Genomic DNA, 25,688 nt, shown 5'->3' with positions numbered 1-25,688 from the left:
CGTATTTTAGAAACCAACAACATCCCTTCGCCACTTAAATAAATTCGATTAATTTGATTTAAGGCAATGTGATGTCAATCCTTGTTCAAATCAGCGGTAAATAGAGCATAGACCAATTCTTGTAAGGGTGAATGTTATGCTGTCGTGACAGAGCACCTCCCGCTATACTGCTGATAACTTGAAGGAAAAAGTGATCATTTGTCGGGGGATTTATGCTTCTCGAACGTGTGGAAATTGTCGGGTTTCGCGGTATTAACCGCCTGTCACTGCAGCTGGAGCAAAACAACGTCCTGATCGGCGAGAACGCTTGGGGCAAGTCCAGCCTGCTGGATGCATTGACGCTACTGCTTTCGCCCGAGGACGATCTGTATCACTTTGTTCGCGACGATTTCTGGTTTCCCCCCGGCGACGTGACGGGGCGCGAGAAGCACCTGCACATCATCCTGACGTTCCGCGAATCCGAGCCCGGACGTCACCGCGTGCGTCGCTTCCGCCCGCTGTCACCCTGTTGGGTGCCGTGCGATGACGGTTTTCAACGGATTTTCTACCGGCTGGAAGGTGAGATGGCGGAGAACGAGGGGGTACTCACCCTGCGTGATTTTCTCGATGAGAAAGCTAACCCCATCCCGCTGGACAATATCGACGATCTGGCCCGTCACCTGATCCGTCTGACGCCGGTGTTACGCCTGCGCGATGCGCGATTTATGCGGCGTATTCGTAACGGTACCGTACCCAATATGCCGGAAGTGGAAGTCACCGCCCGCGAGCTGGATTTTCTGGCAAGAGAGCTGGTGTCGCGTCCGCAGAATCTTACTGATGGCCAAATTCGTCAGGGGTTGTCCGCAATGGTACAGCTTCTGGAGCACTATTTTTCCGAACAGGGAACGTCTGAGTCGCGCCATCGTCTGATGCGCCGCCGCTCTCATGATGAGCAGCGAAGCTGGCGTTATCTCGACATCATTAACCGGATGATCGACCGGCCCGGAGGTCGTACCCATCGGGTGATTCTGCTGGGGCTGTTTTCAACGCTTCTGCAGGCCAAAGGCACCGTTCGTCTTGACCGGGACGCCCGACCGCTGCTGCTGGTGGAAGACCCGGAAACGCGCCTCCATCCCATCATGCTCTCCGTGGCATGGCATCTGCTGAATCTGCTGCCGCTCCAGCGTATTACGACCACCAATTCCGGGGAGCTATTATCGCTGACGCCGGTAGAACACGTCTGTCGCCTGGTGCGTGAATCCTCCCGCGTCTCCGCTTTCCGGCTTGGGCCGGGCGGTTTGAACGCGGAAGACGGGCGGCGCATCGCGTTCCATATTCGCTTTAACCGGGCGTCGTCGCTCTTTGCCCGCTGCTGGCTGCTGGTTGAGGGGGAAACGGAAACCTGGGTCATCAACGAACTGGCGCGCCAGTGCGGCCACCATTTTGATGCGGAAGGCATCAAGGTAATCGAGTTCGCCCAGTCGGGATTAAAGCCACTGATAAAATTTGCCCGCCGGATGGGGATCGAGTGGCACGTTCTGGTCGACGGCGATGAGGCGGGCAAAAAATATGCCTCGACCGTGCGAAGCCTGCTGAGTAACGAGCGAGAGGAAGAGCGCGACCATTTAACTATGCTGCCCGCCATGGACATGGAACACTTTATGTATCGTCAGGGGTTTGACGACGTATTCCACCGAATTGCCATGGTGCCGGTCGATGTCCCGATGAATATGCGGCGCGTGATCGCCAAAGCTATTCATCGTTCCTCAAAACCGGATTTAGCCATTGAAGTGGCGACGGAGGCGGGGAGGCGGGGCGTGGAGGCGGTACCGACCCTGTTGCGGAAGATGTTCTCCCGCGTGCTGTGGCTGGCTCGCGGGAGAGCGGATTAACGTTGGGTCGCCTGTTTCACCTGCTGAATCAGGCTATCCAGCAGCTCGTAGCGGCGGCGATATTCGGAACGCTTTTTGCTGGCGATCTCTTCCATTGGTTTACGCGGCATGACGAGCGGCAGCATAAAGTTACCGCTGTCCTGCTTTTCACCGCCGATGGAGATCCAGAAACTGTCGTAATCGGCCAACAGTTTCCCCTCTTTTTTCTTGCGGTAGCGCCAGCTGCGGTAAATGTGCGTATCGTTACTGACGGCGACAATTTGCTCTACCGGGAACGCGGCGCCGAGGGTCATGGCGGCCTCGACCAGCAGACGTTTCGGGAACAGGCCATGGCAGGCTTTCGTCGCACCCTGGATCAGCTCATGCGGAACATGCGCTTTTGCGCCCTGCAAACCGCCAATGAACAGCGTCGATTTTCCCTCAAACTGGCAGAGGGTAAAGGTCATCTCCGCCAGCGCCGTATTTTGACCGCCACAGAAAACGAGGGTAGCTTCTCCCTCTTTATCCATAAACGCATCGGCACACAGACGGACGGTAAATTGCTGTTCATCTTTTCCGGTTAAGGTCAGCAGAGTCACGCCCTGCTTTGAAAGGTAACCACTGGTCAGCTTTGCCGGCAGCTGGCGACACATCATCTGATAGTGCCATGACAGCGATTCCAGCGTACGCTGTCTATCCATATTGACCGTCAACCACGGACGATGAAGGCGGCAGGGCAGTCCCGGCTGAACCTGGAGCATTTGCATCAGGTGCGGATGTTCTGCAAGGTCAGACAGCAGGCGAGCGGTGCTGAGCGGTGTCGCCAGTGAACGCAGCATGAACTTACGTCTATAGGCGGTTTTTTCCCATGCCAGCCCGGGCGCGATCTCACCGAAAGCCAGTTTTTTGAAGAGCTGCCAGCCGGATTTAGGCTGCGGCAGGTTTGAAAGTGATGTGTCGACGATAGAAGACATGGTAGATCCTGATCCTTTTGGAATATCGCTATTTCAACAGGAGAAATGTCAACGTCTCGTAAACAAATTAGGGCGATTTCAGAGAACAGGGGTTTCGTTGAGGAGTCGTTTAGATAGAATCAACATTTATAATTGCCAGAACATTTATTTGGAATATTTATGAATCTCAAGGGAAAACGCAGAACGCTGTTTCTGCTGCTGGCGGTCGTGGTTTTAGTCGGTGGGTACTGGCTATGGCAGGTGCTAAATGCGCCGGTGCCGCAGTATCAGACACTGATTGTTCGCCCGGGCGAACTGCAGCAAAACGTCCTTGCGACGGGCAAGCTTGACGCTTTGCGCAAGGTTGACGTCGGCGCGCAGGTTAGCGGCCAGCTGAAAACGCTGTCGGTTGAGATTGGCGATAAGGTGAAAAAAGGCCAGCTGCTCGGCGTTATCGATCCTGAACAGGCTGAGAACCAGATCCGCGAGGTGGAAGCCACGCTGATGGAGCTGCGCGCGCAGCGTGCGCAGGCGCTGGCAGAACGTAACCTGGCGCAGGTGACGCTGACCCGACAGCAGGCGCTGGCCAAAACCCAGGCGATTTCGAAGCAGGATTTAGACACGGCCACCACGGAACTGGCGGTGAAACAGGCGCAGATTGGCACGATTGACGCGCAAATAAAGCGCAATCAGGCCTCGCTGGATACGGCGAAAACCAACCTCGACTACACCAAAATCGTTGCGCCGATGGCGGGTGAAGTGACCCAGATCACTACGCTGCAGGGCCAGACGGTGATTGCCGCGCAGCAGGCGCCAAACATTCTGACGCTGGCGGACATGAGCACTATGCTGGTCAAAGCCCAGGTTTCAGAGGCGGATGTTATCCATCTTAAGCCGGGACAGAACGCCTGGTTTACGGTGCTGGGCGATCCGCAGACGCGCTACGAAGGCGTGCTGAAAGACATTCTGCCGACGCCGGAAAAAGTTAACGACGCTATTTTTTACTATGCCCGCTTTGAGGTGCCAAACCCGCAGGGCGTGCTGCGTCTGGACATGACCGCACAGGTGCATATCCAGCTGACCGGCGTGAAGAACGTGCTGACCATTCCGCTCTCCGCGCTCGGCGAATCCGCCGGGGATAGCCGTTATAAAGTGAAAGTGCTGCGCAACGGCGAAACGCGCGAGCGTGAGGTTGTGATAGGCGCGCGCAACGACACCGACGTGGTGGTGGTGAAAGGACTGGAAGAGGGCGAGGAGGTTGTTGTCAGCGAAAGCCTGCCCGGAGCCGCCAAATGACGGCGCTGCTTGAGCTGAAGGACATTCGTCGCAGCTATCCGTCGGGCGACGGCCCGGTGGAGGTGCTGAAGGGCATCTCCCTGCGCGTGGAGGCGGGCGAGATGGTGGCGATTGTCGGGGCATCGGGTTCCGGTAAATCGACGCTGATGAACATTCTCGGCTGTCTGGATAAACCCACCAGCGGCACGTACCGCGTGGCCGGAACGGATGTCTCCACGCTGAACGGTGACGCGCTGGCGAAGCTGCGCCGGGAACATTTCGGCTTTATCTTCCAGCGTTACCATCTGCTTTCTCATCTTAATGCGGCGCAGAACGTTGAAGTTCCGGCGGTCTATGCGGGCGTCGAGCGGAAAAAACGGCTCGAACGCGCGCAGATGCTGCTGACGCGTCTGGGGCTGGCGGAGCGGGTGGAATACCAGCCCTCGCAGCTGTCCGGCGGGCAGCAGCAGCGCGTGAGTATTGCCCGTGCCCTGATGAACGGCGGGCAGGTGATCCTCGCGGATGAGCCGACCGGGGCGCTTGACAGCCATTCCGGCGAAGAGGTGATGGCGATCCTGCATCAGCTTCGCGATCGGGGGCACACGGTCATCATCGTGACCCACGATCCGCAGGTGGCGGCACAGGCGGAGCGCATAATTGAGATCCGCGACGGCGAGCTGGTCAGCAACCCGCCGCCGCGTGAGTCCAGAGCTGCGGCATCTAAAGAAGCATTGCCAGCATCAACCGGCTGGGGACAGTTTTCCAGCGGCTTTCGTGAAGCGCTGACCATGGCCTGGCTGGCGATGGCGGCCAATAAAATGCGTACCCTGCTGACGATGCTCGGCATCATTATCGGTATCGCCTCGGTGGTGTCGATTGTGGTGGTGGGCGACGCGGCCAAACAGCTGGTGCTGGCAGATATCCGCGCTATTGGCACCAATACCATTGACGTCTATCCCGGCAAAGACTTTGGCGACGACGAGCCGCAGTATCAACAGGCACTGAAATACGACGACCTGGCGGCCATTCAGAAGCAGCCATGGGTCAACTCTGCCACGCCTGCGGTGTCGCAGAACCTGCGCCTGCGCGTGGGCAATGTTGATGTGGCAGCCAGCGCGAACGGCGTGAGCGGAGACTACTTCAACGTCTACGGTATGACCTTCAGCGAAGGCGCCACCTTCAACGCCGAGCAGCTGGCGGGCAGGGCGCAGGTGGTGGTGCTGGACGCGAATTCGCGCAGACAGCTCTTCCCCAATAAAGCCAACGTGGTGGGCGAAGTGATCCTGGTCGGCAACATGCCTGCCACGGTTATCGGCGTGGCGGAAGAGAAGCAGTCGATGTTTGGCAGCAGCAAGATCCTGCGCGTCTGGCTGCCCTATACCACCATCTCCGGGCGGATTATGGGGCAGTCCTGGCTCAACTCCATCACCGTGCGCGTGAAGGAGGGCTACGACAGCGCGCTGGCCGAACAGCAGCTTGAGCGGCTGTTAACCCTGCGCCACGGGAAGAAAGATTTCTTCACCTGGAATATGGACGGCCTCTTGAAAACGGCGGAAAAGACCACACGTACTCTTCAGCTGTTCCTCACGCTGGTGGCGGTGATTTCGCTGGTCGTCGGCGGTATCGGGGTGATGAACATCATGCTGGTGTCGGTAACCGAACGTACCCGGGAGATTGGCATCCGCATGGCGGTCGGGGCCCGGGCCAGCGACGTGCTGCAGCAGTTTTTGATTGAAGCCGTGCTGGTGTGTCTGGTCGGCGGTGCGATGGGGATTGCGCTCTCGATGATGATCGCCTTCGCGCTCCAGCTCTTTTTACCCGGCTGGGAAATTGGCTTCTCGCCGGTGGCCATTATTACCGCATTCTTGTGTTCAACCTTTACCGGCATTTTGTTTGGCTGGTTGCCCGCCCGCAACGCGGCGCGGCTGGATCCGGTGGACGCGCTGGCTCGGGAATAACCCGAAAATAAAAATGCCAGCCGATCGGGCTGGCATTTTGACTGCGGGATGTACACAATAAAACAGAGAGCTATGCAACCGTCTCAGCTTCAATGGGGACGATAAGGCTGGCATGATTGCCTTTTGGTCCCTGGTGAACATCGAACCGGACGGACTGCCCGGCTTTGAGCGTTCTGTAACCATCCATCTGAATGGTGGAATAGTGAGCGAAGATATCCTCGCCGCCGCCTTCGGGGCAGATGAAGCCAAACCCTTTGGCGTTGTTGAACCACTTAACAGTACCCATTTCCATGCTTCGACATCCTTCGTAAATCTTATAAGTTAAGATGGAATGAACCGGTGGTGGAGTGGGGGCTGTTCAAAACCTCGCCATCTCACGCTTGTACAATTTAGAGAAACGAAAGAAGTCGTCAAGCGTTTGGCGCTGGAGATGGGACAATAATCAACCAAAGTTTGAAGCAGTTAACGCTATTGCAACAGTTTGTGACAGACATCGCGGATGACAGTAATAGATGATTGTTATCTAACATCTGAGGTAGATTCAAAGTGGTTATGCATAATGGGTAAGACCAACGATTGGCTGGATTTTGACCAGCTGGCGGAAGACAAAGTGCGCGACGCGCTAAAACCGCCATCTATGTATAAAGTTATGTTAATGAACGATGATTACACGCCGATGGAATTTGTTATTGACGTGCTACAAAAGTTCTTTTCTTATGATGTAGAACGTGCAACGCAACTGATGCTTACCGTTCATTATCGTGGCAAAGCTATCTGCGGCATCTTCACAGCCGAAGTGGCGGAGACCAAAGTGGCGATGGTGAACGACTATGCGAGGGAGAACGAGCATCCGTTGCTGTGTACGCTGGAAAAGGCCTGATAAGGCATAAAATTGGGGGAGGTGCCTATGCTCAATCAAGAACTGGAACTCAGTTTAAACATGGCTTTCGCCAGAGCGCGTGAGCACCGACATGAGTTTATGACCGTCGAGCATTTACTGCTCGCACTGCTTAGCAACCCATCTGCCCGCGAAGCGCTGGAAGCCTGCTCCGTGGATCTGGTGGCGCTACGTCAGGAACTCGAAGCCTTCATCGAACAAACCACACCGGTGCTGCCAGCCAGTGAAGAAGAGCGCGACACGCAGCCGACGCTCAGCTTCCAGCGCGTGCTGCAGCGCGCGGTATTCCACGTCCAGTCTTCCGGGCGTAGCGAAGTGACTGGCGCAAACGTCTTGGTCGCCATCTTCAGCGAGCAGGAGTCACAGGCTGCCTATCTGCTGCGCAAACACGAAGTCAGCCGCCTCGACGTGGTTAACTTTATCTCTCACGGAACGCGCAAAGACGAGCCTAACCAGGCATCGGATTCCAGCAATCAGGTCAATAACAATGAAGAGCAAGCAGGCGGGGAGGATCGTATGGAAAACTTCACCACCAACCTTAACCAGCTTGCTCGCGTTGGCGGTATCGACCCGCTGATTGGTCGCGATAAAGAGCTGGAGCGCGCGATCCAGGTGCTGTGCCGTCGCCGCAAGAACAACCCGCTGCTGGTGGGGGAGTCAGGCGTGGGTAAAACCGCGATTGCCGAAGGGCTTGCCTGGCGCATTGTTCAGGGCGATGTGCCGGAAGTGATTGCCGACTGCACCATCTACTCGCTGGATATCGGCTCGCTGCTAGCGGGCACAAAATACCGCGGTGATTTTGAAAAACGCTTCAAGGCGCTGTTGAAACAGCTGGAGCAGGACACCAACAGCATCCTGTTTATCGATGAAATTCACACCATCATCGGGGCAGGTGCGGCCTCCGGTGGCCAGGTGGATGCCGCTAACCTGATCAAACCGCTGCTTTCCAGCGGCAAGATCCGCGTGATTGGCTCCACGACCTACCAGGAGTTCAGCAACATCTTTGAGAAAGACCGTGCGCTGGCGCGCCGCTTCCAGAAAATCGACGTGACCGAACCGTCCGTCGAGGAAACGGTGCAGATCATCAACGGCCTGAAGCCGAAGTACGAAGCGCACCACGACGTGCGTTATACCGCGAAAGCGGTGCGTGCGGCGGTGGAGCTGGCGGTGAAATACATCAACGACCGTCATCTACCGGATAAGGCGATTGACGTGATTGATGAGGCCGGGGCGCGTGCGCGCCTGATGCCGGCCAGCAAGCGTAAGAAAACCGTTAACGTGGCGGATATTGAGTCCGTGGTGGCCCGCATCGCGCGTATCCCTGAGAAGAGCGTCTCTCAGAGCGATCGCGACACGCTGCGCACCCTCGGTAATCGCCTGAAAATGCTGGTCTTTGGTCAGGATAAAGCCATTGAGGCCTTAACCGAAGCGATTAAGATGGCCCGTGCCGGACTGGGGCATGAGCACAAGCCTGTCGGTTCCTTCCTGTTTGCCGGCCCGACCGGCGTGGGGAAAACCGAGGTAACGGTTCAGCTTTCCAAAGCGCTGGGTATTGAGCTGCTGCGCTTTGATATGTCCGAGTATATGGAGCGTCACACCGTCAGCCGTTTGATCGGGGCGCCTCCGGGCTACGTGGGCTTTGACCAGGGCGGCCTGCTCACCGACGCGGTCATCAAGCACCCGCACGCGGTACTGCTGCTCGATGAAATCGAGAAAGCGCACCCGGACGTGTTCAACATCCTGCTACAGGTGATGGACAACGGGACGCTGACCGACAACAACGGGCGCAAAGCTGACTTCCGCAACGTGGTGCTGGTAATGACCACTAACGCCGGGGTGCGAGAAACCGAGCGTAAGTCCATCGGCCTGATCCACCAGGATAACAGCACCGATGCGATGGAGGAGATCAAGAAGATCTTCACGCCGGAGTTCCGTAACCGTCTGGACAACATTATCTGGTTCGATCACCTGTCTACCGAGGTGATCCATCAGGTCGTGGATAAGTTCATCGTCGAGCTGCAGGTACAGCTGGATCAGAAAGGCGTGTCGCTGGAAGTGAGCCAGGAGGCTCGAAACTGGCTGGCCGAGAAAGGCTACGACCGTGCGATGGGCGCCCGTCCAATGGCGCGTGTAATTCAGGACAACCTGAAGAAACCGCTGGCGAACGAACTGCTGTTTGGCTCGCTGGTGGACGGCGGCCAGGTGACCGTGGCGCTGGATCAGGCGAAGAACGAACTGACGTACGATTTCCAGAGTGCGGCGAAGCACAAGCCGGAAGCGGCTCACTGAGTGAGTGGAAGGCTAATGTTAGAAACCGGGCATTTGCCCGGTTTTTTTATTCCTGCTTTTCTCCCTCTCCCAGTGGGAGAGGGTCGGGATGACGGCATCAGGCCGCAGAGGAATTTTGCGAGGCGCTTTCCACTTTTGTTCGACGTTGGTTTCTGGATAAATCCACAGTAATAAAATGGCGGCGAACCTGCAAATCAGGTGTCAGGACTGGCATCCTGTAAGTGTATGAATTGACAATCTTACGTGCTCACCTTAACGTACGTTATTGCCTGGAGCCGGTCTATAAGACGTAAAATACGGGCTCACAGAATCAATTTTTGGTTATAAATACAGCCAAGACCCACTAAATGCTGGCTCACAACCCGGGCTCCATAGTGATGACACTGTAATGACCATGGATGGGCTTTCAGCCAGGCACCAAATGCAGTGCAGGGTGCAAGCGTAATCAAAGCGGGTTCCGCTGTACTTTGCTGTCCGGTTAGTAGGCCAATCATCTTGCATCTCTCGCCATTATCCCAGCGCTCCCATACATTCTTCCACCATCCCATTTTCCAGCTGCCAGTCAGGTAAAATGACTTTTCAGAGAGCATGGCGTTTTCAGGCTTTTCAGACACAAACCACAGATTGGTTTTTCCAAGGCCAACCTCTGTTGACCAGGCCGTAATTGCACCGCCACGCAAGACGCACTCATGCGCGAGATAATGATCGGTTACACCCGGGAATCGTCGTTTTAATCGCTGAAAATGACTGTGTATGGTTATGACAGGACGGACTATGCTTCCCCGGTCGTTTCGCTTAAGTTCGGCGCTACCGTACTGAATTTCATCGAACTGACTCCGCGTCAGAAATTGCTTCTCTTGTTCACGAATAAGATCAACATCGCTCGACGGTAATATCGCAGAAGGGCTGGGCTGTGAGCTTTTATAGAGCAACGAATCGCCTGCTTTCCAGTCGCTATAGTTAGTTGTGATTTGCATAATTTTCCCTGAATCAGCATCGGCGCTGATCACAACATATAATTTCTGCCTCGCAGCGCGGCCCTGAAACGGTATTACCATCGTCGTCGTTGACACCCTTGTTAATCCAGGGACAGAGGCATGAAGAACGTGTTCAAACCCGTTAACCGCTTGTGCAAGCGCCCTTTGGTTTGTCGTTTCACCAGAATGCACGCCTTGTTCGAGCCGGGAAAGAAGGGTGATATTTTTATCCTGACATTGAGCATTGTCATAGTGTGGAGTAAACACATAGCGGCAGGTACAACATTGAAGGCGTGGGGTTCTGGCTTTTGTGTATCCATAGTGAATGATGCGAGTTGTAAAACAGCGAGGACAACCTTGTCCTGTATTTCCCAATTTTTGTTGCATGAAGTGTCTGAACCACTCGTCACATTCTTTTTTATTAAACAAGGGCGGAAGGCTGCCACATTTTTGACATTCAAGAGCAGCGTAGCCGAGACGATAAACAGGAACAACATAATCACTCGCATCAGGTATTCCAAGATTAGGGCATGACCAGCTTTTACAAACATTCAGGTCTATTTTTGGAGCGCATTCCATGCATATCACCAACTGATTCTGTGAGTCGATGATTTTCACGCCTCTCTTTTTTATATGCCGTGAGAAAGTTCACAAAATCTGTTTTTTGCTAATCGATAATGAAACTCTTCTTTTAATTAGAGAGTTGAAATATGAAAAAAACAGTAATCGCAGTTTTATTATTGTCGGGATATGCTTCGCTAAGTCCAGCGCAGGACGTTACCGTCATTTATACTAATGATCTGCATGCCCATGTTGAGCCTTATAAACTCCCCTATGTTGCAGAGGGAAAAAGAGCTGTGGGTGGCTTTGCAAATATTGCAACATACGTTAAGCAAGAAAAGAAAAACAATAAGGCTACTTTTTATTTCGATGCTGGGGATTATTTTACCGGCCCGTATATCAGTAGCCTGACAAAAGGGAAGGCAATCATAGATATTATGAATACAATGTCATTTGATGCTGCGTCTGTCGGCAATCATGAGTTCGATCATGGTTGGGATAATACCCTTATACAGCTCAGTCAGGCTAAATTCCCGATACTGTTAGGGAACGTCTTTTATAAAAACAGTAATGTCCTCTTCTGGAATAATCCTTATACCATCCTCGAAAAGGATGGCATTAAAATTGGGGTTATTGGGTTGCACGGCGTGTTTGCATTCGATGATACCGTTTCTTCGTCAATGCGTCAGGGGATTGAAGCGCGTGACGAGGTGAAATATCTCCAGCATTATCTGGATGAACTTCGTGGAAAAGTGGATATTACCGTTGCACTTATGCATGAAGGTTTCCCTGCACGCCAGTCCAGTATCGGCAATACAGACGTGAAGCGCGCCCTTGATAAGGATATTCAGACGGCGAAGCAGGTGAAGGGCCTGGATATTCTGATTACCGGACATGCGCATGTTGGAACAGTGGAGCCGCTCAAAGTAGGCAACACGTTGGTACTTTCGACTGACAGTGGGGGGATTGATATCGGTAAGCTGGTTCTCGATGTGGATCTAAAAACGCATCACCATAAAATAAAAAGCTTCGAACTTAAAACCCTGTATGCCGATGAATGGAAACCCGATCCGGCAACTCAGAGCGTTATTGATACCTGGAATAAAAAACTGTCCGAAACGGTTCGCCAAAAAGTTGGTGAGACGCCTGTTACGCTTACGCGCGCCTATGGTGAGTCATCTTCACTTGGAAATTTATTTACCGATGCAATGCTTGCTGCAGCGCCTGATGCGCAGCTGGCGCTCACTAATTCAGGTGGTCTTCGCGCAGACTTGAATGCCGGTCCGATAACCCTTGGCGATGTTATCAGCGCTTTTCCGTTTCCAAATGAGCTAACTGTCATGGATTTGAAAGGGAAATCCTTACGCAATCTTATGGAACACGGAGCGTCACTTACAAATGGTGTTTTGCAGATGTCGAAAGGACTGGAAATGCGATACGACCAACATAAACCTGTTGGGCACCGCGTTGTGCTATTTACGCTTAATGGCAAGCCGATTGTAGATACTGATACCTATCGCGTAGCGACAAATAGTTTCCTTGCTCCTGGGGGCGATGGTTTTACCGCATTTATCGATGGTCAGAACAAACAGGTAAAAGGTGGGTATAACCTTTCTGATGCGGTTATTGATTATCTGGTAAAAGGAAATAAGATTATTCCCCAACAGGTGAAAGAAATGCGTGTAAAAGAAGTTGAACAGTAATACTTAATAACAGGTGAACAACATGGCAATTACCTATCTTGGAATGGATCTCGCGCCTGCAAATAACCAGCTTGCAGTATATCTGAAGTTTATAATTGATGAGGCGGTAACATATTCCTATACAGTTCTTGGAAGATTAACTAGCGCATCAAGTTTAGATTTTACGTATTCATCAAATGACATTATCTCTCTATCTGAGATAAAAATTCCGGTTATTGGACTGTACGCAAACTATCTTAATCAAGTGCAGGTTGTTTTTAAAAACCTTAGCGGAGTGGAAATTTTTAATCAAACCATTCAGGTAAGCACACAGGAACAAGTCTATCGCGATGCGACAATATTCCATATCGATATTGAGCAAACGGATCCCACTAAGTTTGCGGCCGTATGGGGAAACAGTTGGTTAATGACCACCAATTGTGATGGTTACGACCAAAATGGCGATCTTCGTTGCTATTATGCTCAGCCCTATCGTAATCAGATGCTAAAAACGCATAATGGTTATTTCTTTATCGGCAGTGATGAAGATGAACACTGGTATGGACGACGTTTTTTTAAAATTGATATTTTAGGCAATGAGATTCTGGAATTTGATTTACGTGACCGCGATGGCAACCGCTATGCTAATACCCACGATCTGATCTGGGATTCAGCCGGTAATCTCTTCATGATTGGTAATGATAACCCGGATCGTTCGACCAATACGATGAGGCAGGATGCATCAATTTTAAAATTTGATGAAAAGACAGGCATGATGCTGTGGGCAAAAAATTATACGCGTGCATTCGATAATACGCAGATCCTGAATAATAGCCCGACAAACGATGCTCACCTTAACTCGCTTTCCTGGATCCCCGAGGGTGAAGCAAACTCTGAAGCGATTGTTGTCCATACTCGCTCTGCAGGCCTGACGTTTGGTATTTCTCCTGTCGATGGTACGATATTATGGAGTATTAATACCGGTGGATTTAACCCTGGTTTCGCAGCGGGGCAGGGCGTTACGCAGATAGAAACTTCCGGTATTACGAATTTTGAAAATGGTGCTCATACCGTATTCGTCACTAAAAATAGCGCTTTTGCTGGGTTAAACAATGAGGCCGAAGGCAAATTCGTTCTTTCGCTATTTGATAATCGCTCCTGCGTTGATAATGAAGGAAACGCGGTTACTCGTGATATTACTCTTGATCCAACGGCTGATGTTTACAAAACCGATCCTGCAAGGGTCATGTTCTATGCTGTTGATCTGGTTGCCAAAACAGCAACTCAGACAGGTAGCATTATCCAGTTACCTTCCTCTCGCGTTCCTCAAATCACTGATTTTATGGGGGCTGCAATCGATTATGGTGACTACTATGGCATCTACACCAACCACGCTCGCTCTTTCTTTATCAGTGATGCGACAGGCCATATTATTGCCACAATCTACGATCTGATTTGTACTCTGGATGGCTATCCCGAGTTCCCAGGCGAGTGCTATCGGGCAAGGTTGTTTGCGAAAGACGAGCTTGATGCTTTGATAAATATAGGTTACCGGGTGGCAAACGGCTGAAAGCATAGCGAGACACAGCCATTAAAGGACATTGCGGCTGCTAATGTCGGTCACTTTCAGTGGCTGGCATTGCTGTCGAACAGACAGCCCTGAGGCTGAATCGAATGGTCAAATAATCGCCTGCAGCACAAAAAAGTAAGGCCGGGAAAATCCCGGCCTTATTTAATATTCATCTGCCATTACAGGCGAAAACAATTAGCGACTACGGAAGACAATGCGGCCTTTGCTCAGGTCGTACGGGGTCAGTTCAACAGTCACTTTGTCGCCCGTCAAAATGCGGATGTAGTTTTTGCGCATTTTACCGGAGATGTGCGCAGTTACCACGTGACCGTTTTCCAGCTCTACGCGAAACATGGTATTAGGCAACGTATCAAGTACGGTACCCTGCATTTCAATATTGTCTTCTTTGGCCATCTAATCCTCTGGGGTATCACTACCAAGTTTTGAACCGGCAAGATAATGCCGAAATTCATCAATTAAGTAAAGAATTGCGCGATTAAAACGCAGCAAAACAGTTTCGGCGCATTGCCCAAGCGTCACGGTACAACCGAACAGGAAGCGCATTCGTAAAGGGGAGACAACAGGATAAACGTCAGGACGTTATCTGAAGCGAGGGTCCCAAACGGCGGCGGGGCAACAGGCAGAAGCTACTCTGCGGCATAATTATAACACCCTCACAAAAAATATGCGGAAAACATTTAGGCATTGGGCATAAAGAGCGTTCTCGGTATCCAGAAGTCGCGGGGGAGCTTCTCCTGACGGCTGGCATCCAGATGCTCAATGTACTGGCGTCGCGGGATCTCAACGGCACCGAGAGAGGCCGTGTGCTCGTTGAGCACCTGACAATCGATCAGGCGTCCGCCGCGCTGGGCAAATGCCTGGCAGAAGACCAGCAGCGCCGTTTTCGAGGCGTTAACCGCGCGGGAGAACATCGACTCACCGCAAAACAGCGTGCCCTGCGCCACGCCATACATGCCGCCGACAAGTGCTCCGCCGTCCCATACCTCGATTGAGTGGGCGTAGCCAAGCTCATGAAGCTGGTGGTAGGCGGTAATAATATCGCGGGTTATCCACGTTCCCTCAAAGCGGTCTTCGGCACAGCCTTCAATGACCTGACCAAAGGCGTGATTAAGGGTGACGCGGTACGGTGATTTCGCATGGAAACGCTTCATGCTACGGCTCAGGTGAAACTGATCTGGCCACAGCACGGCGCGCGGATCGGGAGACCACCATAAAATCGGATCGCCGGGAGAAAACCAGGGGAAGATACCGCGCTGGTATGCCATCAATAGTCGAGCAGGACTGAGGTCACCGCCAAGGGCCAGCAGCCCATTGGGCTCACGCAGCGCCCCTTCCGGAGAAGGGAACGCGATGTTATGACGAGAAAGCTGGACCAGGCGCATGACAGCAAAACTCCAGTACGCGAGTGAGGACGCTACAAATATAGTCTACAGACGCTGTTTAAACTGGTAGTAGCGACCCTGTTTCGCCAACAGCTCTGCGTGACTACCTTGCTCAATAATGTGTCCGTTGTCCATCACAATTATCCGATCAAAACTCGCCAGTCCGCGCAGGCGATGCGTGACCATCAGGACGGTTTTACCGGTCATGACATTGGCCAGCAAATCAAGGATTTGGCTCTCGGTCGTGGCGTCAAGCCCTTCGGTGGGCTCGTCAAGCAGCATCAGCGGCGCATCGTGCAGCAGCGCGCGCGCAATTGCCAGACGGCGCAGTTCACCGCCGGAGAGCTGACGGCCGCCTTCGCCCAGCCAGCTGTTCAGCCCGTCGTCCTCAAGCAGTTTTTGCAGCCCGACCTGCTCCAGCACGGCGCGAAGCGTATCATCAGTGGCCTCTGGGGCTGCCAGCAGCAGGTTATCGCGCAGGGTGGCGCTAAACAGATGCACGCGCTGCGGAACGACGCTGATGGTTTTGCGCAGGGCCTGCTCGCTAAAATCGGTCAGCGACGTGTTATTAAAACGAATCTGACCGCGCTGCGGATCCCAGGCGCGGGTCAGCAGCTGCAGCAGCGTGGATTTACCGCAGCCGGTACGGCCGAGGATCGCAATCCGCTGTCCGGCATTAACAGAAAGGGTGATACCCTCCAGCGCGTTCTGTGCCTGTTTGTCATAGCTGAAGGTGACATCGTCAAGCGTCAGCGCAACCTGATCTGGTACCGCGGTCTGCCCGGCACTGAACGTGACTTCAGGCTCCTGCTCGGCAATCTGGGTGATGCGCAGGGCAGAGGCGATCACCTGACCCAGGTGCTGGAAGGCGCCCGTCACCGGGGTCAGCGCTTCAAATGCGGCCAGCGCACAGAAAACGAAAAGGGCAATAAGCGGACCCGGCTGTGTATTTCCCCCGATATCGCCGGAAGCCAGCCACAGCATGGCAATCACCGCCACACCGCCGATTAGCATCATTAGCGCCTGAGAAAAGGCCGTCAGTTCCGACTGGCGGCGCTGGGCTTCATGCCAGTTTAGCTCCGTACTTTCCATGCGGGCGCGGTAGCGCTTGCTGGCACCAAAAATGGTCAGCTCTGCCTGGCCCTGAAGCCAGGAGGTCAGCTGCTGACGATAGTCCCCACGCAGACGAGTCAGGTTTTCCCCGGTGGATTTCCCGGCGCGGTAAAACAGCGGCGGCAGAACGATAAGCGTTAACAGCATTATCCCGCCCAGCGTCAGCGCAACGGGAACATCCAGAACAGACAGCCCCAGCGTGACCACCACAATCACCACAAACGCGCCCACGATAGGGGAAATTACGCGCAGATAAAGGTGATCCAGCGTGTCGACATCCGCCACCACGCGGTTAAGCAACTCGCCCTGACGAAAACGCGCCAGCCCGGCAGGGGAGAGGGGCAGCAGTTTGCTGAAGGTGTAGATACGCAGGTGCTGCAGCACGCGGAAGGTGGCGTCGTGGCTCATCAGGCGTTCGAAATAGCGTCCGGCAGTACGGGTGATGGCGGTACCGCGAACCCCGGCCGCCGGAAGCATATAGTTGAAGCTGTATAATCCGGCGAACCCCGCGACGGCCGAGGCCGACAGGAACCAGCCAGAAAGCGTGAGCAGGCCAATGCTGGCGAGCAGCGTGACAATCGCCAGCACAATCCCCAGCGTCAGCATCCATTTATGGCGTTTATAGAGCGCAAGATAAGGCAGCAGAGCGCGCATCAGATATCCTCCTGACGGTTCGCCAGCAGGGCGGCAAACGGTCCCTGCGCGGCAACGAGAGAGGCGTAATCGCCTTGCTCAACAATACGGCCGTTCTCCATGACCCAGATCTGGTCCCAGTCGGCAATGCCTTCCAGCTGATGGGTGACCATCAGGGTAGTTTGCTGCCGGGAGGCGGCGTTCAGGGCTTCCATTACGCGCTGCTCGCTGTGGGCATCCAGGCTGGCGGCGGGCTCGTCCAGCAGCATCAGCTGGCATGGGTTAAGCAGCGCTCGGGCAACGGCCACGCGCTGCGCCTGCCCGACCGACAGCCCGGCGGACTGATCGCCGACCACGGTATCCACCCCTTTCGGCAGCAGCGGCAGAAATTCGCTGACCCAGGCGCGGTCGAGAACCGATTGCAGCTCATCTTCACGCGCGTCCGGGCGCGCCAGAAGCACGTTTTCACGCAGCGTAGAAGCCGGGAGCTGCGGGTTTTGTCCTACCCAACTGAGCTGTTTACGCCAGGCGTCAGGCTCGAGGTTGCGCAGTTCGGTTTTGTTGATCCGCAGTGAACCCGTGTAGGCCATAAAACCGGATAGCGCGTTCAGTAGAGAGCTTTTCCCGGAACCGCTGGTGCCGACGAGCACCACGCGTTGTCCGGCAGGTAAGGTAAAGTTCAGCGGACCGGCGAGGACTTTGCCTTCGGGCGACAGAATGGAAAAGTCCTGTGCTTCAATCGTCACCGGATCTTTAGCATTCAGCGTTACGTCACCCCGCTCCGGGTGGGCCAGCGGCGTTTCCAGAAACGTTTTCAGGCTATCGGCGGCGCCAACCGCCTGCGCTTTTGCGTGATAGAAGGTTCCCAGATCGCGAAGCGGCTGGAAAAATTCCGGCGCCAGGATCAGCGCCAGGAAACCGGCAGAAAGGGTCACCGCCGTGCCGTAATGACCGAAATCCAGCGCGCCAAGGTAGGAGAAGCCGAAGTAGACCGCCACGAGGGCAATCGACAGCGAGGTGAAGAATTCCAGTACGCCGGAAGATAAGAAGGCGAGGCGTAAGACTTCCATGGTGCGCTGACGGAAGTCCTGCGACGCCAGGCGAATATTTTCGGTTTCCGCTTCACCGCGGCCAAAGATGCGCAATGTCTCCATGCCGCGAAGACGATCGAGGAAATGTCCGCTCAGGCGACCCAGTGCCAGGAAGTTACGGCGGTTGGCATCCGCTGCCCCCATCCCGACCAGCGCCATAAACAGTGGGATCAGCGGGGCGGTTCCCATCAGAATCAGCGCCGCCATCCAGTTCACCGGGAAGATAGCGATAACGATCAGCAGCGGAACGAAGACGGCAAGGGCCATCTGCGGCAGATAGCGCGCGTAATAGTCGTGCATATCGTCAATCTGCTCAAGGATCAGCGTCGCCCAGCTACCGGCCGGTTTACCCTGGATCCAGGCGGGCCCGGCTTCCTGAAGACGATCGAGCACCTGACGGCGGATCTCGTAACGGATGTGCTGTCCGGCGTGAAAACCGACGCGCTCACGCAGCCATACCACCCAGGCGCGCAGAACAAAAATCAGGATCAGGACAATAAAGGGCAGAAGGAGCGCTTCGCGCGGGATGTTCTCCATGATCATGTGATTAAGAATGCGGGCCAGCAGCCATGCCTGGGCAACAATCAACAGACCGCTAACGAACCCCAAAAGGCGGGAAATCGTAAGCCAGCGGCGGGAAATAACGCTTTGCTGTTTCAGCCAGCGTGTTAACTCTTGTTGACGGGTTTTTTCCATTGCGTACTTTGCAGGTGACGTTATTAGAAGTTGGGCAGCGCAATGTTACAACGGGGAGACAATAAAGGCGACTTATCGCCGCCTTTATTTACGTTTGTTACTGACTTGTAAAGATTATTTACCTTGTTCAGCCAGTCCATCGAGGTAGCGTTCAGCGTCCAGCGCGGCCATACAGCCGGTTCCCGCTGAGGTGATCGCCTGACGATAAATATGGTCCATCACGTCGCCGGCCGCGAACACACCCGGGATGCTGGTCTGGGTCGCATTACCGTGAATGCCGGACTGCACTTTGATGTAGCCGTTTTCCAGCTCCAGCTGACCGTCGAAGATCGCGGTGTTCGGACTGTGACCGATCGCCACAAACAGGCCCGCCACTTCCAGCGTTTCAACGTTATCAGTGTTCTGGGTATCACGGATACGCAGACCGGCAACGCCCATCTGGTCTCCCGTCACCTCTTCCAGGGTACGGTTGGTATGCAGCACGATGTTGCCACTTGCTACTTTATCCATCAGACGTTTGATCAGGATCTTCTCCGCGCGGAAGGTTTCGCGACGGTGGATCAGGTGCACCTCAGAGGCAATGTTTGCCAGATAGAGCGCTTCTTCCACTGCGGTGTTGCCGCCGCCGATGACCGCGACTTTCTGATTACGGTAGAAGAAACCGTCGCAGGTTGCGCAGGCAGAGACGCCGCGGCCTTTGAACGCTTCTTCGGATGGCAGACCGAGGTAACGGGCAGAAGCACCCGTGGCGATGATCAGCGCGTCGCAGGTGTATTCGCCGCTGTCGCCCGTCAGGCGGAACGGACGGTTCTGCAGATCGACCTTGTTGATGTGGTCGAACAGAATTTCGGTTTCGAATTTAGCGGCATGCTCGTGCATACGTTCCATCAGCAGCGGCCCGGTCAGGTCGTTCGGGTCCCCTGGCCAGTTTTCCACTTCGGTGGTGGTGGTCAGCTGACCGCCTTTTTCCATACCGGTGATGAGTACCGGGTGCAGGTTAGCGCGCGCAGCATAGACCGCTGCGGTATATCCCGCAGGTCCAGAACCAAGGATTAGCAGCTTACTGTGTTTGGCCGTGCCCATGAGATCCCCATTGTTGTTGGCAGACATTTGGCTGGATTGTAGGGAATTTGTTGCCGTAAAAAAAGAGCGCAGCAATTTTGATATCAATCTGTGTAATAGCCATGGACGATGAATAGCGCGCGATAACCTCACGCTTTCTCGATAAAAGCGGTCGTTTCTAAGGCAATAAAATGAGGATTAATACCCTGTCGTAATGAATATCCGGCATGTTGTACTAAAAAACGATGTTTTGCTTTGACAATCCCCTGCGCTTTTGCGAAAACATTCAAGGAAGAAAAAAAACCGCGTTAACCGTATGCCGCATAGGCATGCACGTAAATGCCATTTTTACCGGGTCAGTGAAATCTACGCATGGCGTGGACAGACGCCATACGTGATGTCGGTGACAGCCTTCGGGCAACGGTCTTCTTACCAACAGAACCCGAATCCGCATCGCGTCTATTACATAATCAGGCGATGTGATGACTAACGGGTACAGGCTCTGAACAGTGATGTGCACAGGGTCCAGGCAGGAGTAGGGAAGGAATACAGAGAGACAATAATAATGGTAGATAGCAAGAAGCGCCCTGGCAAAGATCTCGACCGTATCGATCGTAACATTCTTAATGAATTGCAAAAGGATGGGCGTATTTCCAACGTCGAGCTTTCAAAACGTGTGGGACTTTCCCCGACGCCGTGCCTTGAGCGTGTGCGCCGACTGGAAAGACAGGGGTTCATTCAGGGCTACACTGCTCTGTTGAACCCGCATTATCTGGATGCCTCACTTCTGGTATTTGTTGAGATTACTCTGAATCGTGGTGCGCCGGATGTGTTTGAACAATTCAACGCCGCTGTACAAAAACTTGAAGAAATTCAAGAGTGTCATCTGGTGTCTGGTGATTTCGACTACCTGTTGAAAACCCGTGTGCCTGATATGTCCGCCTACCGTAAGCTGCTGGGGGAAACCCTGCTGCGTCTGCCAGGCGTGAACGACACCCGTACATATGTGGTGATGGAAGAGGTCAAACAGAGCAATCGTCTGGTTATTAAGACGCGCTAACACGGAACAGGTGCAAAATCAGCGTAGTTTGATTACACTCCTGTTAATCCATACAGCAACAGTGCCGGGGAGTCCCGGCGCTGTTGTCCGTTTTAGCAAAAAGGCAGGATATGCCTGATACCTGGAGAGCCTTTTTTGAGCCAGGAATACACTGAAGACAAAGAAGTCACACTATCGAAGCTAAGCAGCGGACGTCGTCTCCTCGAGGCTTTGCTGATTGTTATTGCCCTTTTTGCCGTCTGGCTGATGGCAGCCTTATTCAGTTTCAATCCTTCAGATCCCAGCTGGTCACAAACTGCATGGCATGAGCCTATCCATAATTTAGGCGGTGTCCCTGGTGCCTGGCTGGCGGATACGCTGTTTTTCATTTTCGGTGTGATGGCCTACACCCTCCCCGTTATTATCATTGGCGGCTGCTGGTTTGCGTGGCGTCATCGTCAGAACGATGATTACATCGACTATTTCGCCGTGTCGCTGCGCCTGATTGGCGCGCTGGCGCTGATCCTTACTTCGTGCGGGCTGGCGGCAATCAATGCGGATGATATCTGGTACTTCGCCTCTGGCGGTGTAATCGGCAGCTTACTCAGTTCTGCGCTACAGCCGATGCTGCACAGCAGCGGCGGCACGCTGGCGCTGCTGTGCATTTGGGCGGCCGGGCTAACGCTGTTTACCGGCTGGTCATGGGTGAGCATTGCCGAGAAAATTGGTAGTTTTATCCTCACCATTCTGACCTTCGCCAGCAACCGTACCCGCCGTGACGATACGTGGATTGATGAAGACGAGTACGAAGATGAAGAGGAAGATGACGCGCCTGTGCAGCGTCGCGAATCTCGTCGTGCGCGTATTCTGCGCGGCGCGCTGGCGCGTCGTCAGCGTGTTGCTGAGAAGTTTGCCAACCCGCTAGGTCGTAAAACCGATGCGGCGCTCTTCTCCGGTAAACGCATGGATGAAGACGAGCAGGTGGCGTATCGCGCTGCGGGTGTCGCAGTCGATCCTGACGATGTGCTCTTCTCTGGCAGCCGGGCCACGCCCGGGGACTTTGACGAATACGACCCGCTGTTAAACGGTCACTCGGTCACTGAACCGGTTGCGGCAGCCGCAGCCGCGACAACCGCAGCGCAGGCGTATGCCGCGCCTGTCGACGCCGTGATGCCATCCGCGCCGGTTTCGCCGCCGGAATCCGTTATTCAGCAACCTCAGGTTGACTGGCAGACTGCTCCCGGTGTTCACACGCCGGAGCCCGTTATCGCGCCTGAACCAGAGAGCTATGTCCCTGTGCAGCAGGAGCAGTGGCAGCAGCCATATCAGCCGCCGCAGCCTGCGTATGAACCGCAAGATTACCCTCACTTTGAACAGCCTGTGGCCCAACCGTATCAGGAGTATGTGCCTGAACCGGTTGAACCTGTGCAGCCTCATGTTGCGCCGCAGCCTGAACCTGAAATCGTGGAAGAGGTGAAGCCAGCCCGTCCACCGCTGTACTATTTTGAAGAAGTCGAAGAGCGCCGCGCGCGTGAACGCGAACAGCTGGCTGCCTGGTATCAGCCTGTGCCTGAACCGGTGCAGGAGCCGGTGACAAAAGCGCCTTCTGTCCCAGTTCCACCGGTCGACCCGACACCTGTAGTTGCACCCGTAGCGGAAAGCGTGAAGCAGGCTACCGCGGCCGCTGCCGTGGCTGCACCTGTCTTTAGCCTGGCAACAGGGGGCGCGCCACGTCCTCAGGTGAAGGAGGGGATTGGTCCGCAACTGCCTCGTCCTAACCGCGTTCGCGTACCAACCCGTCGTGAACTTGCCTCTTATGGTATCAAGCTGCCTTCCCAGCGCATGGCGGAAGAGAAAGCGCGCGAGCATGAGTACGAAGATGACGTCGATGAGATGCAGCAGGACGAGCTGGCCCGCCAGTTCGCCGCGCAGCAGAATCAACGCTACGGTGAAGAATATCAGCACGATGAACCTGTGCCTGAAGACGAAGATGACGCTGCAGAAGCGGAATTAGCGCGCCAGTTCGCCGCCACCCAGCAGCAACGTTATTCCGGTGAACAACCGGCTGGTGCAAATCCGTTCTCACTGTCTGATTTTGAATTCTCGCCGATGAAGGATCTGGTGGATGATGGCCCGAGCGAGCCTTTATTTACCCCGAGCGTGATGCCGGAAGTTGAGCCTGTGCGCCAGCAGCCAGCACCACAGGCCTATGCACAGCCGCAACAACCTGTTCATCAGCCGTATGCGCAGCCGCAGCAGCCCGTTCATCAGCCATATGCGCAACCGCAACAACCAGTTCAGCAACCGCAGCCGCCGCAGTTCCAGCAGCCTGCGCCTCAGCCGCAGGAGAGCCTGATTCACCCGCTGCTGATGCGTAACGGTGACAGCCGTCCGCTCCAGCGTCCAAGCACGCCGCTGCCTTCTCTGGATCTGTTAACGCCGCCGCCGTCGGAAGTGGAACCCGTCGATACCTTCGCGCTGGAGCAGATGGCGCGTCTGGTGGAAGCCCGTCTGGCCGACTTCCGTATCAAGGCTGACGTGGTGAACTACTCGCCGGGCCCTGTTATCACCCGTTTTGAACTGAACCTGGCGCCAGGCGTTAAAGCCGCGCGTATTTCTAACCTGTCCCGCGACCTGGCGCGTTCCTTGTCGACCGTTGCGGTACGTGTGGTGGAAGTGATACCGGGCAAACCTTACGTTGGTCTTGAGCTGCCGAACAAGAAACGTCAGACCGTCTACCTGCGTGAAGTGCTGGATAACACCAAATTCCGCGATAACCCATCCCCGCTGACCGTGGTGCTGGGTAAAGATATCGCTGGCGATCCGGTGGTGGCAGACCTCGCAAAAATGCCTCACCTGCTGGTCGCGGGTACTACCGGTTCCGGTAAGTCTGTCGGTGTGAACGCCATGATCCTCAGCATGCTCTATAAAGCGCAGCCGGAAGATGTGCGTTTCATCATGATCGACCCGAAAATGCTCGAACTGTCGGTCTATGAAGGTATTCCTCATCTGCTGACCGAAGTGGTCACCGACATGAAAGACGCCGCCAACGCCCTGCGCTGGAGCGTCAATGAGATGGAGCGTCGCTATAAGCTGATGTCGGCGTTGGGCGTACGTAATCTGGCCGGTTATAACGAGAAAATCGCCCAGGCTGTGCGTATGGGACGTCCGATCCCGGATCCTTACTGGAAGCCGGGTGACAGCATGGATGCCCAGCATCCGGTGCTGGAAAAACTGCCTTATATCGTCGTGCTGGTCGATGAATTCGCTGACCTGATGATGACCGTTGGTAAGAAAGTGGAAGAGTTGATTGCCCGTCTGGCGCAGAAAGCGCGTGCGGCTGGTATTCACCTTGTGCTGGCGACCCAGCGTCCTTCCGTGGACGTTATCACTGGTCTTATCAAAGCGAACATTCCGACGCGTATCGCCTTTACCGTATCAAGCAAAATTGACTCCCGTACCATTCTTGATCAGGGCGGCGCAGAGTCGCTGCTGGGAATGGGGGACATGCTCTATTCCGGCCCGAACTCCACTTCTCCGGTGCGTGTTCACGGTGCGTTTGTCCGCGACGAGGAAGTTCACGCTGTCGTGCAGGACTGGAAAGCGCGCGGTCGTCCACAATATATTGACGGCATTACCAGCGATACGGAAAGCGAAGGCGGCGGCGGTGGCTTCGACGGTGGTGAAGAGCTGGATCCGTTATTCGATCAGGCGGTTAACTTCGTTACCGAAAAACGCAAAGCGTCCATCTCAGGCGTGCAGCGTCAATTCCGCATCGGCTATAACCGCGCAGCGCGTATCATCGAGCAGATGGAAGCGCAGGGCATTGTGAGCGAGCAGGGGCATAACGGTAACCGCGAGGTGCTGGCGCCGCCGCCGTTTGATTAACCTTCAGCGTTTGCAAAGAAGGGTAAATCAGCCAAAATTAAGCATTTTCTTCTGTCGCCTGCCTTCGGGCAGGTCCAGAATAGAAGACGGAAATCCCATATCGGGAAGACGTATTTTAAGGAATAACAATGAAAAAAATCGCCATCGCCTGTGCATTACTCACCAGTTTTGTTGCCAGCAGCGTCTGGGCTGATGCAGCCAGCGACCTTAAAAGCCGACTGGATAAAGTAAGCAGCTTCCACGCCAGCTTCACGCAAAAAGTGACGGACGGCAGCGGCAACGCGGTGCAGGAAGGCCAGGGAGATTTGTGGGTAAAACGCCCAAATCTGTTCAACTGGCACATGACCCAGCCGGATGAGAGCATCCTGGTGTCTGACGGTAAAACCTTATGGTTCTACAACCCGTTCGTTGAGCAGGCTACTGCGACCTGGCTGAAAGATGCCACCAGCAATACGCCGTTTATGCTGATTGCCCGAAACCAGGCCAGCGACTGGCAGCAGTACAATATTAAACAGACGGGTGACGAGTTTGTCCTGACGCCGAAAGGCAGCAACGGCAACCTGAAGCAGTTCACCATTAACGTGAGCACCAACGGTACCATTAATCAGTTCGGCGCGGTTGAGCAGGACGATCAGCGCAGCAGCTACCAGCTTAAATCTCAGCAGAACGGCGCCGTTGATGCATCGAAATTCACCTTTACCCCGCCGAAGGGCGTGACGGTGGACGACCAACGCAATAAGTAAGAGGCGT

General features: G+C 54.4%; 18 protein-coding genes. 10 read left to right on the top strand and 8 right to left on the bottom strand.

From position 1 onward, the window contains the following. Positions 1-212: 212 nt before the first annotated feature. On the top strand, positions 213-1,871 hold the full coding sequence (locus tag UR504_RS04430) for an ATP-dependent endonuclease (protein WP_115874620.1): 1,659 nt from the start codon (positions 213-215) through the stop codon (positions 1,869-1,871). Here UR504_RS04430 and UR504_RS04425 read toward each other — a convergent pair. Then, positions 1,868-2,824 carry a VirK/YbjX family protein gene (locus UR504_RS04425; protein ID WP_302234660.1) on the bottom strand — a complete coding sequence of 319 codons (957 nt, stop codon included), beginning with the start codon at positions 2,822-2,824 and terminating at the stop codon, positions 1,868-1,870. The genes UR504_RS04430 and UR504_RS04425 overlap by 4 nt on opposite strands. Before the next feature lie 159 nt (positions 2,825-2,983). Here UR504_RS04425 and macA point away from each other — a divergent pair, with 159 nt between their 5' ends. Both macA and macB read left to right on the top strand, forming a co-directional pair. Continuing rightward, positions 2,984-4,099, top strand: coding sequence for a macrolide transporter subunit MacA (gene macA, locus UR504_RS04420; RefSeq protein ID WP_127730241.1), 1,116 nt, complete (start codon positions 2,984-2,986; stop codon positions 4,097-4,099). Beyond that, on the top strand, positions 4,096-6,036 hold the full coding sequence (gene macB, locus UR504_RS04415; RefSeq protein WP_115874622.1) for a macrolide ABC transporter ATP-binding protein/permease MacB: 1,941 nt from the start codon (positions 4,096-4,098) through the stop codon (positions 6,034-6,036). Before macA ends, macB begins: the two co-directional genes overlap by 4 nt. Positions 6,037-6,106: 70 nt before the next feature. Here macB and cspD read toward each other — a convergent pair whose 3' ends face one another. Beyond that, on the bottom strand, positions 6,107-6,328 hold the full coding sequence (gene cspD, locus UR504_RS04410) for a cold shock-like protein CspD (RefSeq protein ID WP_008499993.1): 222 nt from the start codon (positions 6,326-6,328) through the stop codon (positions 6,107-6,109). A gap of 267 nt (positions 6,329-6,595) precedes the next feature. Between cspD and clpS the strand changes: the two genes are divergently transcribed. Further along, positions 6,596-6,916: an ATP-dependent Clp protease adapter ClpS gene (gene clpS, locus UR504_RS04405; protein ID WP_006174393.1), complete on the top strand. Its 321-nt coding sequence runs from the start codon at positions 6,596-6,598 to the stop codon at positions 6,914-6,916. A 27-nt stretch (positions 6,917-6,943) separates the two neighbouring features. Beyond that, positions 6,944-9,223 (top strand): ATP-dependent Clp protease ATP-binding subunit ClpA, encoded by a 2,280-nt coding sequence (clpA, locus tag UR504_RS04400; RefSeq protein ID WP_014831269.1) that lies wholly within the window; start codon positions 6,944-6,946, stop codon positions 9,221-9,223. Positions 9,224-9,525: 302 nt separating this feature from the next. On the opposite strand, the gene UR504_RS04395 is transcribed toward clpA, so the two are convergent. Next, positions 9,526-10,818: a hypothetical protein gene (locus UR504_RS04395; protein WP_302234661.1), complete on the bottom strand. Its 1,293-nt coding sequence runs from the start codon at positions 10,816-10,818 to the stop codon at positions 9,526-9,528. Positions 10,819-10,910: 92 nt separating this feature from the next. On the opposite strand from UR504_RS04395, the gene UR504_RS04390 reads away from it, so the two are divergent. Both UR504_RS04390 and UR504_RS04385 read left to right on the top strand, forming a co-directional pair. Next, complete coding sequence (locus tag UR504_RS04390; protein WP_302234662.1) at positions 10,911-12,464, top strand: bifunctional metallophosphatase/5'-nucleotidase; 1,554 nt, start codon at positions 10,911-10,913, stop codon at positions 12,462-12,464. 22 nt (positions 12,465-12,486) lie between these two features. Continuing rightward, positions 12,487-14,013 carry an aryl-sulfate sulfotransferase gene (locus UR504_RS04385; protein WP_320739367.1) on the top strand — a complete coding sequence of 509 codons (1,527 nt, stop codon included), beginning with the start codon at positions 12,487-12,489 and terminating at the stop codon, positions 14,011-14,013. Between the two features lie 195 nt (positions 14,014-14,208). Here UR504_RS04385 and infA read toward each other — a convergent pair whose 3' ends face one another. The 5 genes from infA to trxB all read right to left on the bottom strand — a co-directional run bounded on the left by infA (position 14,209) and on the right by trxB (position 20,032). Continuing rightward, a complete protein-coding gene (gene infA, locus UR504_RS04380; RefSeq protein ID WP_002211347.1) occupies positions 14,209-14,427 on the bottom strand; it encodes a translation initiation factor IF-1 in 219 nt (72 codons plus the stop codon). 284 nt (positions 14,428-14,711) lie between these two features. After that, positions 14,712-15,416, bottom strand: a complete 705-nt coding sequence (aat, locus tag UR504_RS04375; RefSeq protein WP_111963917.1) for a leucyl/phenylalanyl-tRNA--protein transferase — start codon at positions 15,414-15,416, stop codon at positions 14,712-14,714. 45 nt (positions 15,417-15,461) lie between these two features. Beyond that, positions 15,462-17,183, bottom strand: a complete 1,722-nt coding sequence (gene cydC, locus UR504_RS04370; RefSeq protein WP_320739366.1) for a heme ABC transporter ATP-binding protein/permease CydC — start codon at positions 17,181-17,183, stop codon at positions 15,462-15,464. Beyond that, on the bottom strand, positions 17,183-18,949 hold the full coding sequence (cydD, locus tag UR504_RS04365) for a heme ABC transporter permease/ATP-binding protein CydD (protein ID WP_143344886.1): 1,767 nt from the start codon (positions 18,947-18,949) through the stop codon (positions 17,183-17,185). Before cydD ends, cydC begins: the two co-directional genes overlap by 1 nt. Before the next feature lie 114 nt (positions 18,950-19,063). Then, entirely contained in the window at positions 19,064-20,032 is a 969-nt protein-coding gene (trxB, locus tag UR504_RS04360) for a thioredoxin-disulfide reductase (protein ID WP_032638969.1), read from the bottom strand. 544 nt (positions 20,033-20,576) lie between these two features. On the opposite strand from trxB, the gene lrp reads away from it, so the two are divergent. From lrp to lolA, 3 genes are all read left to right on the top strand, one after another. Continuing rightward, on the top strand, positions 20,577-21,071 hold the full coding sequence (gene lrp, locus UR504_RS04355) for a leucine-responsive transcriptional regulator Lrp (RefSeq protein WP_000228469.1): 495 nt from the start codon (positions 20,577-20,579) through the stop codon (positions 21,069-21,071). A 135-nt stretch (positions 21,072-21,206) separates the two neighbouring features. Then, positions 21,207-24,938, top strand: coding sequence for a DNA translocase FtsK (ftsK, locus tag UR504_RS04350; protein ID WP_302234670.1), 3,732 nt, complete (start codon positions 21,207-21,209; stop codon positions 24,936-24,938). Between the two features lie 128 nt (positions 24,939-25,066). Next, positions 25,067-25,681, top strand: a complete 615-nt coding sequence (gene lolA / locus UR504_RS04345) for an outer membrane lipoprotein chaperone LolA (RefSeq protein WP_021240884.1) — start codon at positions 25,067-25,069, stop codon at positions 25,679-25,681. Positions 25,682-25,688: the final 7 nt, after the last annotated feature.

Source organism: Enterobacter sp. 241F3 (genome assembly GCF_034106785.1).
Taxonomy (GTDB): Bacteria; Pseudomonadota; Gammaproteobacteria; order Enterobacterales; family Enterobacteriaceae; genus Enterobacter; species Enterobacter vonholyi.
The sequence above is the reverse complement of the archived record's forward strand: the minus strand, read 5'-3'. Positions and strand labels throughout refer to the sequence as shown.